At 45.0% G+C, this 17,247-nt stretch carries 11 protein-coding genes; 4 read left to right on the top strand and 7 right to left on the bottom strand.

What is annotated here, in order from left to right; all coding sequences use genetic code 11:
* Window positions 1-5: 5 nt before the first annotated feature.
* The 4 genes from QZ371_RS01135 to QZ371_RS01120 form a co-directional block, all read right to left on the bottom strand.
* Entirely contained in the window at window positions 6-944 is a 939-nt protein-coding gene (locus QZ371_RS01135) for a sugar ABC transporter permease (protein WP_295207854.1), read from the bottom strand.
* Window positions 945-961: 17 nt separating this feature from the next.
* Window positions 962-3,928: an extracellular solute-binding protein gene (locus tag QZ371_RS01130; RefSeq protein ID WP_295207851.1), complete on the bottom strand. Its 2,967-nt coding sequence runs from the start codon at window positions 3,926-3,928 to the stop codon at window positions 962-964.
* A 321-nt stretch (window positions 3,929-4,249) separates the two neighbouring features.
* Window positions 4,250-5,122, bottom strand: a complete 873-nt coding sequence (locus tag QZ371_RS01125) for an ATP-binding cassette domain-containing protein (RefSeq protein ID WP_295207848.1) — start codon at window positions 5,120-5,122, stop codon at window positions 4,250-4,252.
* A gap of 61 nt (window positions 5,123-5,183) precedes the next feature.
* A complete protein-coding gene (locus QZ371_RS01120; protein WP_295207845.1) occupies window positions 5,184-5,861 on the bottom strand; it encodes an ABC transporter ATP-binding protein in 678 nt (225 codons plus the stop codon).
* Window positions 5,862-6,891: 1,030 nt separating this feature from the next.
* Here QZ371_RS01120 and QZ371_RS01115 point away from each other — a divergent pair.
* Window positions 6,892-8,364: a trypsin-like peptidase domain-containing protein gene (locus QZ371_RS01115; RefSeq protein ID WP_295207842.1), complete on the top strand. Its 1,473-nt coding sequence runs from the start codon at window positions 6,892-6,894 to the stop codon at window positions 8,362-8,364.
* 315 nt (window positions 8,365-8,679) lie between these two features.
* Window positions 8,680-9,438: a hypothetical protein gene (locus tag QZ371_RS01110; RefSeq protein ID WP_295207839.1), complete on the top strand. Its 759-nt coding sequence runs from the start codon at window positions 8,680-8,682 to the stop codon at window positions 9,436-9,438.
* Between the two features lie 77 nt (window positions 9,439-9,515).
* On the opposite strand, the gene QZ371_RS01105 is transcribed toward QZ371_RS01110, so the two are convergent.
* A complete protein-coding gene (locus tag QZ371_RS01105) occupies window positions 9,516-11,150 on the bottom strand; it encodes a cellulase family glycosylhydrolase (RefSeq protein ID WP_295207836.1) in 1,635 nt (544 codons plus the stop codon).
* 784 nt (window positions 11,151-11,934) lie between these two features.
* Here QZ371_RS01105 and QZ371_RS01100 point away from each other — a divergent pair.
* Together QZ371_RS01100 and QZ371_RS01095 are read left to right on the top strand one after the other, a co-directional pair.
* The gene (locus tag QZ371_RS01100) at window positions 11,935-12,675 is read left to right on the top strand and encodes an ABC transporter ATP-binding protein (protein ID WP_295207833.1); all 741 of its coding nucleotides are present in this window, start codon (window positions 11,935-11,937) and stop codon (window positions 12,673-12,675) included.
* Entirely contained in the window at window positions 12,662-13,978 is a 1,317-nt protein-coding gene (locus tag QZ371_RS01095; RefSeq protein ID WP_295207831.1) for an ABC transporter permease, read from the top strand. Before QZ371_RS01100 ends, QZ371_RS01095 begins: the two co-directional genes overlap by 14 nt.
* A 436-nt stretch (window positions 13,979-14,414) precedes the next feature.
* Here the strand turns inward: QZ371_RS01095 and QZ371_RS01090 are convergent, their stop codons facing one another.
* Window positions 14,415-16,169 carry a dynamin family protein gene (locus QZ371_RS01090; protein ID WP_295207829.1) on the bottom strand — a complete coding sequence of 585 codons (1,755 nt, stop codon included), beginning with the start codon at window positions 16,167-16,169 and terminating at the stop codon, window positions 14,415-14,417.
* Entirely contained in the window at window positions 16,162-17,160 is a 999-nt protein-coding gene (locus QZ371_RS01085) for a M48 family metalloprotease (RefSeq protein WP_295207826.1), read from the bottom strand. The genes QZ371_RS01090 and QZ371_RS01085 overlap by 8 nt, the downstream gene beginning before the upstream one ends.
* Window positions 17,161-17,247 lie beyond the last annotated feature (87 nt).

Here is a 17,247-nt window from a genome sequence, read left to right as displayed (position 1 = left end):
CTCCTTTAGTCAAGATACTTGCCTAAGAGCCAGTTGATACCCTTATTGGCAAGGAGCATAGCGGCGAACAGCACGAAGCATATTGCCGAAGCGTAACCCATCTCGTAACGAATGTTACCATAGTCGGTAGCGTGGTTCATAATAGTATGAGCCGCATAGTCTGTTGAAGGAAGACCTACAAGGTTCTGACCAACAACGCCGACTGTGAATGAAGAGGAGATCTGGATAACAGCAGCGAAGAGGAGCTGTGGACCCATTGAAGGGATCGTGATGTAGAAAAGCTCCTGCCATCTGTTCTTGATACCCTCGATAGCGCCGGCTTCGTACATTGACTTATCAATGTTCTGGAAGCCTGCACGGATAGCAAGGAATCCTGCACCCATTGACATCCACAACTGTACGATGATTACAACTGTGAGGATGTAGCTTGTATCTGTCAGCCATTGCGCTGGTTCGTTGAGGATACCAAGGTCAATGAGGACAGCGTTCAGATAACCGTAGGAGTCACCTGACAGGATGAGCTGCCAAGTAACGTATACGGAAGTCGTCATAGAAGGTGCATAGAAAACAAACGTAAAGAATGTTTTAAGGAATGCGTTCATCTCGTTGATCAGCCAAGCGATAACGAAGCTGAGGATATAAGAGAACGGACCTGTGAAGATCGCAAAGATAAGAGTGTTTCTTACTGCGATGAGGAATACGTCGTCGTTAAGGAACAGCGTATAGAAGTTTGAAAGTCCTACAAATTTAGGAGTTTCGATCATATTAAAGTTTGTGAAACCTATTGGAAGCGACATTACGACTGGCGCAACCGTAAAGATAAGGAACAGAGACATAAAAGGTAGGAGCATTGCATAGCAAGCCTTGTTGGTCTTCATCATATGCCAAGTGTATTTCCACTTGCCCTGTTTTATCATAGGCGTTTCAGAATTGGTTTTGGCCATTAGTTACTCCCCTTTCATTAGTTTTCGTCGTAAAGACCAAGGTCTTCAAGCTTACGAGTGATCTCGTCGTTGATATCCTTGTTGTACCAGAACAATGTGTCACGAGCGTTTTCATAGTCGTTTACAACGGATCTGAATGCGTTCATAACGTTTCTTGTAACACCGTAAGAAGCAGGAATGATCGGGATCTCTACCTGTGCGTCGAGCTGATCGAGGAGCAGGTTAGTCTCGGAAGTTGTCCAAGAGAGCTGCTGGAGAGCTTCTTCGTTAGCTGTTGCATATCTACCCATTGTACCGAGGATAGACTCGATGTTGTTACCATACTTGACCTGAGCGTCTGTTGATGTGAACCACTTGATGAAGTCCCAAGCGCCTTCCTGATCCGCAGCCTTTGTGAAGATGATAGCGCCAGAACCGTTGGAGTTTGCTGCGTGGTTGATAGTTCCGTCTGCCTGAACAGTACCGGGAACTGGCTGGAAGCCCCAGCAGCCCTTGATCTCAGGAGCGGCAACAGAAAGCTGGTTGAAGAATGTGTAGTTCTGGATAACTACCGGCATATCACCTGTTCTGAAACGTGTGAATGCGTCGTATGTCTGCTGGAAGCTGTAAGTTGTGTAGAACTTAGTCCAGGTGTCGAAGGCATTGACTGCTTCCTGTGTATCGAAAGTTGTCTTTGTCTGCTCTTCATTATAATAGTTAAGGCCCTGCTGGAGAAGGAGCATAGCAAATGTGTTACCAGGCTCTGTGATAGCGGATACCTGAGTTGTACCGCCTGTGCTTGTCATTACAGGGAGGATAAGACCAACTTCGAGGTAGTTTCTCTGAAGTGTTGGGAGACAATTGAGAAGTCCGTCCCAAGTGTTAAGGTCTGTTGCAGGATCAATATCGTACTCGCTGAGAATATCTGAACGATAGAACAGCATTGGGAACGTCTGATCGCAAGGAAGTCCGTATGTACCGCCGTTGTACTGATAAAGAACAGTAGCGTCGTCAGCAAAACGTGTCTTAACCTCGTCGAAATCGCTGAATGTGGTCAAATCGGTAAGAACGCCACGGGCTGCAAGCTGGATAGGGAAGTCGCCGCCCATAAAGAGTGCGAGGTCAGGACCCTTGCCTGCGAATGTAGCCTCAACGATACCGCCCTGAACGAGCTTGAGGTTGATCTTAGTGTTAGCTGTTGGGTTATATTCACTTGAAATGAGCTGCTGAAGAGCCTCAGCGTTATCACGGCCGAGCATTACCCAGCACTCCATAGCGCTTGCGTCATCATCAGAAAGCGAGTTATAATCCTCAAAGAATGAACCGATGAAGCCCTTGAAACCGAAGCTCAGAGAGCCAAAGAAGGACTTATCGCAGGAAGTGAATTCCTCATCGGAAGTTACCAGCTCGATAACGTCAACTTCAAGAGGCTGCTCACGATACTGGTTAACGAATGAAGAAACCGATGTGATGTTATCCTTGATCTGTGACATCATCTCAGGGATAAGGTCAGGCTTCTTTATACACTTGTCAAGAACGATAGCCATCTTTTCAAGGGTCTCGGCCTCAGTACCGCCGGAGTTTGAAAGCTTTTCGATCTTTGCCTTCTGATCTCTCAGCTGCTGAGCGTAATCCTTGAAGTCAGGAACGATCGAAGGGATAGCTGTATCGATCATATAGTTGTTGTATTCATCCGGATCAGGACCTGTGATCTGTCTGATCTGTCTGTAATAGCTGTTGATGCTGTAAACAAGCTCGTCGAGCTCGCCCATTATCTCGCCTATCTCACCAGGAACGGCTTCAAGAGCAACTGTGTGTGTACCTGCGTCGAGGAAGAAGTACAGATCGTCGCCGTTTTCAGCCTTAGGAGTTGTGATGCTCCAGTCTGTATCATAGTAGAACTTGATCTGATTAGCTTCGAGGCAAGGAACAACGCCGTCAACATAAAGACGTCTGTTGGAATACATACCTCTCATCTGATCCTGTCTTGCTCTGATACCAAGCTTGTAATAGCCTGCCTGTTCAACATTGAATTCCCAAGTAACGGTCTGAGTTGACTGTGTCCAGCTTCCAGAACCGATGGTGTTGTATCTTGTCTTTGTAGGGCTTGAACCATTTACGCTCGATGTAAGATAAGAGCTCTTGTCTGATGTAGGATAAAGAGTTCTTGATGACTTGTAAGAAGCAGTCTCACCCTCGAGAGTGATCTTCTGACCCTGAGCCTGTGTAAGGTCGCTGTCAGAAGGAGCTGTGTAAGCAGCAGGTGCTTCATACTGATAGAACTCAAACTTTTCGATAGCTACCTCAGCCTTTTCAGACTCGAATGTGATAGTGTGCTCGCCAGCCTCGATGTAGAACTCGAGAGGCTCATTGAAAAGTCCGTCGATATCTTCCAGCGGAGTCTCCTGCCAGCAAGGGGTAGAGATCTGTCCCGGACGGATATCGTTCTGTCTTGAATCCTGTTTGATCTCGGATTCGTTTATCCATCTTTTGTTGAGTGTGATTCTTGAAGCAGTCGCATAAGGGCTCTCACCGTCGATGAGCAATGAGAATTCAACATCGTTGGTGTTGCTCTCAAGAGCTTCATAGACCATTCTGATGTTATAAACGCCTGTCTCAGGGATGTTCACCTTCCAAGAAACTGAACCCTCCTGATTAGCCCATTGCATAACATCGTTTTTTCCGTCAACACTTGTAACGGAGACCTGAGCGCCGTCCACCAGAGCAGGATCGTAATCCTTGCCCAGAACCTCGACAGTCTGGGCCGGTCTTGCGGCGTCAGCATACTTCTTAACGTAGTTGCTGTAAGAAGTCTGACGTACCGAATCGGTACCCGTTGTAGTGGCGTCAGAGCCGCCTGTTGCAGAATCATCAGCAGTTGCCTGCGTGCCTAGAGCGCTATCGTCCGCCGCTTCGCTGTCTGCGAACGCAGGAACAGCAGCGCTTGCGCACAAAGCAAGTGCCAATGCGGAAGAAATAACACGCCTAAACATTGTGTCTTTCACTATGAATCCACCTTTCTAAATAATTTGCTTTTGGTTTTGCGAGAATCAAGCCTACATAAATTCATTGCTTTAATTGCTTAAATTATAATAGTATAGAACCTCTGAATATTGAACCCACACGGGGAAAAATAAAGAAATGCAAGGCGATGCTGCGCAAAGATTGTGCGTAAGATGCGCCGTCTGATTTTTCGTCAGATAGTGCAGAAATTCCGAAGGCATACTGTCGTATGTCAAGGGATCTATGTGCTATATGGCGGAAAATCTGCAAGCAGATTGCGTGCAAAGCCGCTAGGCGGTCTTTGTGCAGTATCGCCTTCTGGTTTAACTTGACTTAAACAGCTTCAATTTGTTACTGTCATCATCAAGCTCGACCTTGACCTTATCTCCGCCCTTGAGTTCAAGTGCGTCCATAAAATCTTTCGGGAGCTGGAGCCGTCCTGAGCGATCCAGCACGATGAGTTCTTCGTGAGAAGCCTCCTCGGCGTTTTCCACCAAAACGATATCTCCCATTTCGTTGAGCTCTTCAACATAAGACCGCTTCCTCACGATCTCCGAGCTCGTTCTTCCGTCTCTGATAGCCACCACTCTGTCGATGTGGTCGGCAAGCTTTAGATCGTGAGTAACGATCACAACAGTGATTCTTTTATCTCTGTTTAGCTCCTTGAAAATATCAAGTATCATATTGGAAGTTTTTGTGTCCACCGAACCGGTAGGTTCGTCAGCCAGCAGCAGTCTCGGGTCGTTCGCCAACGCTATCGCTATCGCTACCCTTTGCTGTTCACCGCCCGACATCTGATCAAGCCTGCTGTTCTTTCGTTTCAGCAGCCCCACTCTGTCAAGCAGCTCCAAGGCTTTCTGCCGCCTTTTATGCGCCCCGTTAAGCAACATAGGCAGCTCAACGTTCTGCACCGCCGTCAGATAAGGCACAAGATTTCGTGCATTATTCTGCCAGACAAATCCAACGGTGTTCCTTTTATACTCCATATAATCCTTGTCCGTGAACTTAAGAAGATTTTTCCCGTCCACATAAAGGCTTCCTGCCGAGGGCTTATCAAGTCCTCCCAGCATATTGAGCAGCGTAGATTTACCGCTTCCCGAGTTTCCGACGATGGCCATAAGCTCGCCCCTCTCAACATCGAGGTCAAGCCCTTGAAGCGCCACTACTTCAACTTCAGAAGTTTTGTAAATCTTCACCAGGTTTTCACACCGTATCATATATTTATCATTGTCAGCGGTTACAATAGATTCAAGTTCTTCACTCAACTATCTCACCATCCTCCAATGTATAAACCTTATCGGCTATATCTATCATACTGGGGTCGTGGGTGGTCATTATAATAGTCATCTGATCCCTCGCCACCAGCTCTTTGAAAAGCTTTACAATGTGAAGCGCAGTCGCCGTATCAAGTTCGGCAGTAGGCTCGTCCGCAAAAATGATATCAGGCTTGTGTGCGATCGCCCTTGCAATAGCCACACGCTGCTGCTCACCGCCCGACATCTCGCCCGGCCTATGGAACATTCGCTTTTCAAGCCCCACATTTTTAAGACATTCCCTTGTGCGCTTATCTCTCTCCTCATAAGGATATTTCGCAAGCCGCAGCCCGAAATCCACGTTCTCATAAGCGGTCATTCCCGACATCAGCGCCACCGACTGAAAAACGAATGCCATTTGATAGCGCCTTATATCATCTCTCACCCGTTCCGACAGCTTTGTGATATCACGTCCGCCAAACTCTACCGAACCTTTCGTCGGCTTATCCAGCGCCCCGAGAATGTTTATAAGCGTAGTCTTGCCGCTTCCGGAACGTCCCCTTAGAATAGTAAGCTTTCCCTTTTCGATCTCGATGTTTATATCTCTAAGGGCGTGAACAATGCTTCCGTCGCCGATCTTGAAATCACGGCACAGACCATTTGTTGAAAGAATTGTTTCCATACCGCCTCAACTCCTAACATAAACATACGACCTTACGATTTTATCCTCTCCGATCTTTTTGGCTGGTCCAATTTTACCTCACCATTGGTGAATTTGACGTATGAATTATACTCAAACTTTAGTAAAATATTTTGTGCATTATTCACATATCGTGTCTTGAGCACGCAAGAACCACAACATCTTGTATTTATTGTACAAAATGTTCAAAATCGGGGTAATAAATTATGCAAAACAGCCCACAAATTTATGAAAAATGCTGAAAAGGGCTTATTTAGCTAATCTTAATTATAACAATTTATGTGTGCTTTGTCAAGGCAGATTAAACGTTTAAGTAACCCGAAAATCGGGCTCTGAAAATGATTTAGTCACCTTAAACAAAGCCTTTTCTTGTTTTTTGTGCATTTCGCAATAAAACTTGTCAAAAAAAGTTGAAAACCACGTGACTTTAAGGATTTGCGTTTGTAATTCATAAAAATTTTTCATTTCGTTTTAAATTTGCGACCCTATTTCTATTGAAATACAACAAAAACAATTTGTTTTATTTATTAAAAATATGCAAAACTGAACCGCAGAAGTATAGAATATCCGAAAATATCGAAAAGCGGAAAACGTTAACTTCCAAACATTCACAAACGGTCACGAAAAACTCATTTGTGCACTTTTACCCGATAATTTTAATGCAAGATTCGCTCATTTTCAGTCAGCTCCGCCAACCCCATTGAAACATCACCGACGCATAAAATCAAGCCCTCACACCATAAAAATCGTCCCTCAGCTGCCAAAAATCACCCTCTGACACCTAAAAAACACACATAGAAACGCCATTATCAGCGAAAATACATTAAAACTTGTCCGAACTATCATATAGTTATCACATAGGCAGGTATAATATAATTATAGCAAAACGAAAGAGCCTTCTGATAAAAAACAGTCGGAAGCGCCTAATAAGATCAACAGCGGCACGTTATAAAATATAATACTTATTACATTATATAATATATTGCCGCTTACTATACAGGAGGTTTTCATTATGAATGAATTCAACAACAATAACAACGGCTTCAACTCCAACAATTTCGACGGGAACTTCTCCCAGAACGGAATGAACAACAATAACGGATTTAACACATATAATCAGGGTGACAAAAACGAATTCACCTACACCCCTAACAAAAAGAGATCAAAGGGCAAGAAAATTCTCACAGGCGTGATCGCAGTTCTTTGCGTGGGTGCTATCGGCACAACATCTATCGTCGGCTACAATCTTGTAACAGGCAAAAGCGTTGGCACAACATCTTCAAGCACAGTAACTTCAAAGGATTCTTCCGATACAAAAACAAAGAGCACAGTAGACCGCACAAATCTGCCGACTATCGAACAGCTCTCAACGCCTTCCGACGCAATGTCAATTCCTGATATCGTTAAGAAAGTATCGCCTTCCGTTGTCGGGATCTCCTGCATACTTTCAAACGGTACAGCCACAGGTTCAGGCATTATAATGAGCGAGGACGGCTACATCGTAACGAATGCACACGTTGTTGACGGCGCAAAATCTATCTCAGTCGTTTTGCCAGACAGCTATAACGGCACAGATACAAGCGACAGCTCAGATTCAAAGAAATCTGACGACAGCACAGACAGCTCCGACAGCGAGGACAACCTTACTTATACAGCAACACTTGTCGGCAAGGACACACAGAGCGATATCGCAGTTCTTAAAATAGACGCCACAGGTCTTACCGCCGCAGAGTTCGGCACATCGGCCGATCTTCAAGTCGGCGAAGCTTCTATCGTGATCGGTAATCCGCTCGGCTTCTCCCTTGCGAACTCCGTAACAGCAGGAATAATCTCCGCAACAGACAGAACTTTGACAGTCGAGGACAGAACGATGAACCTCATTCAGACTGACGCTTCTATCAACAGCGGTAACTCAGGCGGTCCGCTCATCAACGCATACGGTCAGGTAATAGGCATTACTTCCGCAAAGGTATCATCATCAGTTGGCGAAGGTCTCGGCTTTGCTATCCCGATCGACGAAGCTCTTCCTATCATTGAAGACCTTATGAAGAACGGATATGTAACAGGCAGACCAAGCCTCGGACTTTCCGGCACAGATATCACAAGCGCATATTCATCATATTATGGCGTACCACAGGGCTTCCTTGTAAAGAGCGTAACTGAGGGCAGCGGCTCTGAAAAGGCAGGCATACAGGAAAATGATATCATCATCGGTATCAACGGAACTGTTATCTCCTCTATCAGCGAGCTCAACGAGATCAAAAACAAGTGCCAAGTAGGTGACACAGTACAGCTCACTGTATATCGTAACAAGAAGATGATAAATGTAGACGTAGTCCTCGGCGAATCCACAGCAGAGTCCTCAGAAACAAATGACGACACTCAGAATGACCAGCAGAATGATTACAATAACTACAATGATTATTACAACAACTATGGCAACGGCAACGGTTTAGGCGGCTACAATTACAATTATGGTTTCTAAACCTATCAATTAAGCTTTCTTCATATTTTTTCATATTCTTTTACTTCAGGGAAAAGCTGTCCCAGACTTATCTGGGGCAGCTTTTCTTGTGGTGAAAAAAATAAAAGAAAAAATGCGGTGTGTGGCTATTGCCCAATCTTGACAAAAATATAGGAATAGTATTATAATAGAGATTGAATAAAAAGCCTGAAACAAATGGAACTTCAAGGACGAAAATGTACTGTTTTTGTATGTAGTTAATTTCCCACTTTTGTTGCAGACTAAGTGTTATAATAGGTATAATAACAAAAAACAGACGATCACGAGGTATAATATATGTCAAAATTATGTAAGTCTTGCGGTAATTATTACGACGGCGATTATTGCGATAAATGCGGATACGGCGACCCAAACGTCAAGACCCACGCCGCCGATAAATACAAAAAGCCCACAAAGCCGGAACGCTTCCAGACCGAAGAGGACAAAGCCCTCTATGCGGAGTGGAAAAAGGAAAAAGCCGAGACGGAAATAAAGCGCCATTATGACCCCAACGCAGGCAAAAAGACCCTTGCCATCGTGGCAGTTGTAGTCATCGGCGTGATCGTTGCGGTGCTTTACAAAAGCGGCGTAATATTCAGCTCCACCGAGACGGACGTCATCGAAAAATACTTCAAGTCCATCGAGACCAGCGACTTTGACAGCTTTATCGAGTGCTTCCCGAAAGAGATGAAAAACGAATACGAGCAGCAGCGCACCGAAGGCGGCTATGGCAAAGAGCAGGTAATGAAAGAAGTCCTTTACGGCGACTTTATCGACAGCTACGGCGCAGATTACACCATCGACGTAAGCTTCGGCCGTGAGACAAAGCTTGACAAATCGGAGTATGGTCTAAGCGAATACAAGAGCTTTTACGGCTCCGCCCCCAGCATATCAGAAGCATACGAAGTCGTTACCAACGTGACCTTCAAAGGCTCAAAGGGCTCAGAGGACGCAAAGCTTTACATCTATGTAGGCAAATGCAGCGGAAAATGGTGTATTTTCAACCTAACCCAAGACAATGGAATCGTAGACGAGGACACCGGCCTCGTTTCTTAGTCCAGATCTAAGCGAATAAAAAAGACAGACCCATCGTAAAAACGATGGGTCTGTCTTTTTTTATCTACAAAATGCTTTTAATGGTTCCTGTACCAGTCACGGACAAATTTGCCGCTCTGTGTGAGCTTTGACGTGCCGCTTGGTATCTTCTTGAGGTTCGTGCCGCTGACAAATGCGGAAGCCGTCTCGCTCTTTGCGCAGGCTGACCAGTTTATGTAACCAACATTCAGCGAGTCAAGAAGCTGCAGCCAAAGTTTCGACTGATATGCATTGTATCCGCCGTTGCCGCTTGCGTCACAAGTGCCGAACTCTGATACAAGTACAGGCAAGCCCTTGTTATAACAGGTCTTGAGCCTGTTTCTCAGCCAGTCTGTATGGGTGTTTGCATAGAAATGCAGCGCATATACGCAGTTTTTGTCAGAAAGTTTGTTGCCGAGAACTTGATCGATGTCTTGGCTCCAATTGCCTGTGCCGCAGATTATGATAGCGTCCTTGTCATACTTTCTGATAGCGTTCACAACGCTCTGACAATAACTCTTTATTCCGCCTGTCCAAGTTATTCCGCCATTTGGCTCGTTGCAGATCTCGTACATTACGTTGTCGTAATCTTTGTATGTCTTTGCCATTTCAGTAAAGAACTTGACAGCCTCAGTCTTGTATGTGTTCGGGTCTTTGTCATTAAGAACGTGCCAGTCGATGATAGCGTACATTCCAAGGCTCTTTGCGTTCTCAACACCAGTCTTGACCTTCTGCTTTGCCTGAGATTGATACTTGCCGTTCTCTGTGCAGTAACCGCCCCATTCATATGTGTACATCGCAATTCTGATAGTGTTGCACTTCCAGTCGTCTCTCAGCACCTTCAAAGAATCCTTTGTGAGGATATCTGAAAAATCTTCCCACATAATGCCGTGAGTTGACATTCCCTTGATCTTGAACTTGTTGCCGTCCTTGTCAACAATGTTCGCACCCTTGACGGAAAGCTGTCCGTGCTTCTGAACAGGGGTCAGATTTGCAGGGGCTTTCGTGGTCTTTGCCGATACCTCAGAAGAGTATTTGCCGTAATGATTAGCGCCCTTGTCATCAGCCTTGCAGGCTCTTATCTTGAATTTGTAAGTCGTCTTCTGGCTAAGGTTCTTGACCGTGTAACTTGTGGAGGTCGTCTTGCCGACTTCCTTCCATTCACCGCTCTTGAGCTGGAATACTCTGTAATTTGTGCAGCCGATCTTTGTCCAGCTGAGAGTAACGCTATTGTAAGATGTTGACTTTACCTTGAGCCCTTTTGCAGCCTGTGGGTTGGTCGCCGTGTTCCAGTTGCCGGAGTAAGCGCCATAAACCTTTTTGCCGTTAACAGTCTTGTAAGCACGCACCTTGAAATTCTCACGGGTGGCGTTTGGCAGACCGCTAACTGTGTAAGTAAGGGCCGAACCGCCCTTGACATCAGCGATCTGAGGGTATTGACCATTTTTGCGCATACAAACTGAGTAACCCGAAGCACCGCTGACCTTCTTCCAGCTGAGCTTGATCTGACTGTTGCTGAGGGTCTTAGAGGTGAGCCCCGAAACCTTTCCAACGCTGGCAGCCTCGACTGTTATGGCAGTAGAGGAGAGAAGCGTGTCATTACCGCTGATAGGCAAAGCAGCCGCAGCGGATAAAAGGGTGACTGAAGTAAGAAGAACAGCAGCCGCCTTTTTAAAAGACTTTCCTAATTCCATAATTTTTCTCCTTTTATAATACTATTTATAAAACACATAAACCCACAAATAATAGTTTATCACATTTAACCTATTTTGTAAACATTAAAGAACCATATTATGTAATAAATTATTCACAAACTTTCAACCGCCCAATTGGTGAAAAAGCCAAAAAGCAAAAATATAATCGTACCATTTACCCCAAAGCAACCAAATAAGTCTCAAAAATGAATAAATTACAAATGATTAAAAATCGGTAACAAGAACATTTTTGGACAGTTGAAAACTATGGTTGATAACTTTTAAAAGTGTTGAAAACTCTGTTGAAAATGTTAAAAACTCGCCCCAAATCATAACTTAGAAGTTGAAAATCGAAAAGTTTTCAACAATCGTCCGTTTTTTTACCCAGCTTTGTAACCGAAATGTAATCATATTATTACAGCCCATTATCCAAAAAAATGTACTCCAAAACCGCACCCGTGTACGAATTGTGACTTGATTTGTAATCATAATGTAATGTTGATCGTTCAAAAAAACAATGTAAACGATTTTTACGCAGAGAAAACGTAAATATAAGAAAAACAGCGTATCTATTCTGAAAAAAGTCTGCAAAAACAGTTGACAAAAGAACTCCGCCGTGCTATACTCTTAGTAAGCTACATTTACCTTGCGAATATTTGAAAGTCATAAAAACGCTGACGAATGTCATATGACAATTGTCAATTGACACCATTGGAGCATTGTGATATACTTAAAATATTCATAAATGTGTAATAAGAAACAAAGAATGGGGGATAAATCAGTAATGGAAACTGTTTTACAAGTAAAAGGGCTTTCCAAACAGTATAAAAAAGGCGTCTATGCCTCCCATAACGTCACTTTTGACGTGGGAAAAGGCGAGATATTCGCCCTTATCGGCCCAAACGGCGCCGGAAAGACCACAACTATCCGTATGATATCAACACTTTTGCAGGCCACCGAGGGCGACGCTATCGTCGCAGGCCATAGTATCCTCACAGAGCCCGACCTCGTCAGAAAAAATATCACCTACCTGCCCGACGAAGCAGGCGCTTATAAAAATATGACGGGCAGAGCATACCTCGAGTTTATGGCGACTATATACGCAGATAACGGTCAGCAGGCTTATGAGTTCGTAAAGCGTGGCAGCGAGATCTGCGAGCTTGGCGACAGACTTAACGATAAGATCGCAAACTATTCAAGAGGTATGACCCGTAAGCTCCTTTTGGCAAGAGCAATTATGCCAAAGCCTGCTCTTGCTATCCTCGATGAGCCTACCTCAGGACTTGATATCATAAACGCCCTCGAAATAAGACGTATGATAAAAAAACTCGCCGCCGAGGGTATGAGCTTCCTGCTCTCTTCCCACAATATGCTGGAGATCGAGTACGTCTCCGACCGTGTGGGCATTATCGCAAAGGGCAATCTCCTAGAGATAGGCAAGCCGTCAGAGCTCGTCCAAAAGTACGGCGCAGCAAACCTTGAAGAAGTTTTTGAAAGGGTGGTGATTGACCGTGAAATTCTATAACCTTTTCAGAAAAGAACTTAAAGAAATGCTCAGCCTACAAACCATTATGACTATGGTCATCTCCGTTATCGTCCTTGTGGCAGCAGGCCAAGCAATGTCCGGCGCAATGAGCGAAAATAGCGAGACCGCCGCCGATATCACTATCTGCGATAAGGATAACACAGAGTTCACAAAGAACGTGATATCCGCCCTTAAAGCCACAGTCAAGGAACAAGGCGGCGAAGTTCGCCTCGTGGAGATAAATTCCGATAACTATTCCGAAGAGCTCAAAAAGCTTGACGAGAACAGCGTCGTAATAATCCCACAGGGCTTTACAGATCAGGTCACAGCCAACGAAAAAGCAAAAGTCCAGTTCGTTCAGCGTATGACCTCCCTTGCCGCAATGTCAAATCTGAACACAGGCTCAGCCACAGCCCTCGCTGTTATCGAGCAGGCCGTTAAGTCAACGATCTATCAGACTATCGATATCTCCGCCGATCAGATCACGCAGCTTGAAGACCCTATCGAACTTGACGAGACCACAGTAATAGGCAATAAGTCCGACAACGTCAGCAGCTCAATGCTCCTCTCCCTCTGTTCTGCTCAAAGTATGGTCGTACCTATTATAATGTTCGTTCTTATAATGTTCTCATCACAGATGATACTAAGTGCGATCTCCACCGAGAAGATCGACAAGACCCTTGAGACCCTGCTTTCCGCACCTGTTTCAAGACTTTCCGTCCTCACCTCGAAAATGCTTGCCGCAGGCGTTGTTGCAGCTCTCCAAGCAATAGTTTATATGTTCGGAATGAGCAAAATGACAGGCAGCCTGACCGCAGGCATCAGCGCAGACACCTCAGTATACGAAAACGCAATGCAAAATCTCGGTCTCACAATGAACATCGGCCAGTACGTCCTTGTTGGTATCCAGATGTTCCTGTCGATCCTCATCGCCCTGTCTATCTCACTTGTGCTTGGCGCATTGGCAAAGGACGCAAAGTCCGCACAGACTCTCCTCCTGCCCATCACCCTTGCAGCGATGATACCATATATGCTTTCAATGGTAGTTGACATCAAAACAGTCTCACCTGTCCTCAGATATCTCGTTTACGCTATCCCGTTCACCCATACATTTATGGCAAGCGAGAACGTAATGTTCGGCAATTACCCACTCTATCTGGGCGGACTTATCTATCAGCTTATCCTCCTCGTAATCTGTATGACCATCGCACTGAAAGTATTTATGAGCGACCGCATCTTCACAATGTCCATAGGCGGAAAGAAGCAGCGCAAAGCAGGCTTCTCGTTCGGAAAGAAACAGTAAAATAAAAAAAGCGTGTCAACCACTTGACACGCTTTTTTTTATGATGTATAATAAGAGTGGAAAAGGCAGATCGTATAGACGGTTGGCCTCTAGAAAACAATAGTTATAAAAATAACCGCATCTTTTGGCTTAGGGGCGGTTATTTTTTATGTTCTTTATCAGTTCATTAAGAACGATCAGTAACACAATAGTCAATACGAAGTAAACTAAGTCCATTCTATCACCTCCGTTTCCATATCCTATTTTGCCTGACTTTTCAGCCGACAATATTCAGATTATGTACGTTTGGAGGACAACCGCCTACCGTATAGATCTACCTTTTCCGACATAATTATAGCACAAATATGTAATTTTGTCAAATATAAAGCTATAAAGCAGAAATGCGATACCACAAAACTGGTATCGCATTTCTTTTTTATCAAACCAAATCAACAACCTAGTCCACAAGGCACTCTGCCACGAGCTTTTGCGGCTCTGCCAGCATTGCTTTTGCAAGGGCTAAAGTCTCTCTGATCTCGTCGTTGTCGTATTCTGTCATAAGCTGAGCCGCTTGATTCAGCGCTTCTCTGCCCATTTCGACCTGATACTGATACAGGCTGTCAAGTCTTGCAACGGCCTTTGTTTCAAGGTCTTGATAGACTGTCTTGATATCCTTAACGATGTTATTTCTTATATCGTCATAATTTTCCAGTGCAATATCGATAATGTCAGTCTGCTTTTTCTTTTTGAGCAGCAGGCTGAATACTGACATAGTTGCAGGGGGGAACGTCTCGCTTGTACCGAAAAGCTTTACGCCCATTACAGAACGTGTTACATTTTTGTTCAGCGAAAGCATTATCATTTCCACCGACGGCGCTTTCGCCGCCTTTGAAAGATCGTCTATGCCAAGCGCCCCTGCAAGCTCTCGGCCTGTGCTTTCAACAAGCTCCGCAATGCGGTCACGGTGGCTCTCGATACAGTTGCGATAAGCTTCGCCCACCTTTTCCATAAGGAAGGAATAGAAATACTTCTCGATATCCTCGGGGCTGTAAATGTCGTTGCCGTTCTCGTCTTTCTGACGGCAGTCAAGTATGCTTGCCCTCAGCTTTGAGAAAAATTCGTACATCCACGCTTCCGCTTCCTGCTGCATCTCAAGTATCGACAGGTGCAGAGCAGGCTTCTTTTCTTCAAGCGCCTTTGCAAGCTTTTCACATTGCTCGTCAAAATCCTTTGCACGGTCTTCAAGCTTCTGCTTGTCAAGCTCTGCCATGTCGCTTATGAGCCGCAGCTTTGCAGCCGTCTCATCGCACATCTGCGAAAGCATTGTCAAAACACGTCTTGAACGTATAACGTCCTTCTGCATAATAATGTCACGCTGCAATGAAAGCTCGAACTGGAAAAACTGCGTTTCGTAAAACTCTCTCGTGCCCTTATCCAATGGCCTTTCTCTGCCAAGCTTTCGGCTCAGCTCATCTGCGCCGCTTATGCCGTAAACGATAGCGTTTGGCACGATACGCTCGGAAATGCCCCTTACACGCTTTAGTATCTTGTCGGCGTCCTTTTGGGAATTCATAGCGTCGATCATATTCACGAGTATGTAAAGCATACCGAAACGCTGGGGCTGGACGTGGCTCGCCAAGAATATCTGCTCCGTTTCAGAGAACGGCAGCAGGCAGGAAGCCGCATACATTATAGCGTCCGCATTGACAATATAGTCCATAACCTGTTTGTCCAGCGATTCCAAGTCGGAAAGACCCGGTGTGTCAACTATCCTTATCTCTTTGAGTATCGGCGAGTTGTCCTTTATCTGAACATAGCTTATCTTCGCAGGGAAAAGTCTCATTCGCTGCTCAAGCTTCTCTCTCGTTATATCCTCTAGGGATAGTGGTATACGCTGCCCATTTTCGAGTATGGCCTCAACATATTGTGTATGGCCGAATGATATCTCGTTTATCGTATAAGTCTCGGGAGTAACGTTTATCGGCGCAAGCTCTTTTCCGAGCAGTGCGTTTATAATGGTGCTCTTGCCCCTTTTGAACTCGCCAAGAATGACAAGTGTGAAAGGCTCTTCGCTTTTTTTCTCGATAAGCTTGTCCCAGTTTTTCAGCTCAAGGACGAAATCGTCCCCCAGCATATCAGCGATTTTCTTGTTGTCAATAAAGGCGCTGAGCTTGCTCCTTATCTCGGAGATATTCTGCTCTGTATTATCCACCTGTCACGCCTCCATTCCCACCATTTCCGATTATAACTGCGCTTCGCACATCGCATATCTGACTTGATACAAGATGTCGGTCGGGGTCTTCTGCGTCCCCACGCCATTCGCCAAGGACAGTACAGTAAAGAAACTCGTTTGCCGCAAGTATGAGCCTTTCGATCTCGCTGAGACCGCTTTCGGTCTTGAGGTTTCTCGAGGCAACGGAGTGGATACTCTCCGCCTTGCTTATAAGCTCATCTGCGTTGATGTCCTTTTGCGATCTGCCGTAAAAGTCGATATAGCCCTTTGCGTAAAGACCTGCCATAACGCTGATGTAAAGTCCCGGTCTGTCAAGGCATATTATGCCTGCTCGGTTTGCAGTTATGTCCGCATATCTCACCCATTGAACCAGCGCCGTGTGTAGCTGATTGCTTACCGTTTGATTGAAGGTCTTTTCAACAGGTTTGAAAGCGTATTTATTATAATTAAGGTATGTAAACGCCATATTATAGGCGCAATGATTGTTTTGTATCCTGCCGCATTCGCAGCCGATAAGAAACATAAGCTCGTCGCCCGTACACATATCAACAAGCTGCTTTGAAAGCACTATGCACGGCTCGATCATATCGCTTGCAACAGAATATATCTGCGCTCTTTCCATATCACCTCTGACAAAAACTATGGGAACAACAAGTTCCAGCCTTTCGGCGCATTTTTTCACAATGTCGTAAATGTCAGGATATTTGAGCGGCCCGACTTGGTCGCACTTCAAAAACAAATGCTTTGCCTCCGCAGAAACGTCCTGCGTTCCTGCCGCCTTGTAAAGCTTTCCCCAACCGCTAAGACCCATTATTTTCTGTCTTACGGCAAAATCAGATTCAAAGGCATAGTCAAGCACACCGTTCACCATATGATCCTGATAGCTTCTCGTATAAGCGTTAAGATATGTGCGGAAGCTGGTGTCGATCTGAAGCAGCGGATTTTCTCTTTCCGTCGTTATTTCACTCAATGACTGTACCCTCCCTAGATCTATTTATCTCAGATAATAATTAATGATATCTTGTCACAAATTATTCAGCCTATAACAAAATAAATG

The organism is Ruminococcus sp., assembly GCF_019423705.1.
Lineage (GTDB): Bacteria > Bacillota > Clostridia > Oscillospirales > Ruminococcaceae > Hominimerdicola.
The sequence above is the reverse complement of the archived record's forward strand: the minus strand, read 5'-3'. Positions and strand labels throughout refer to the sequence as shown.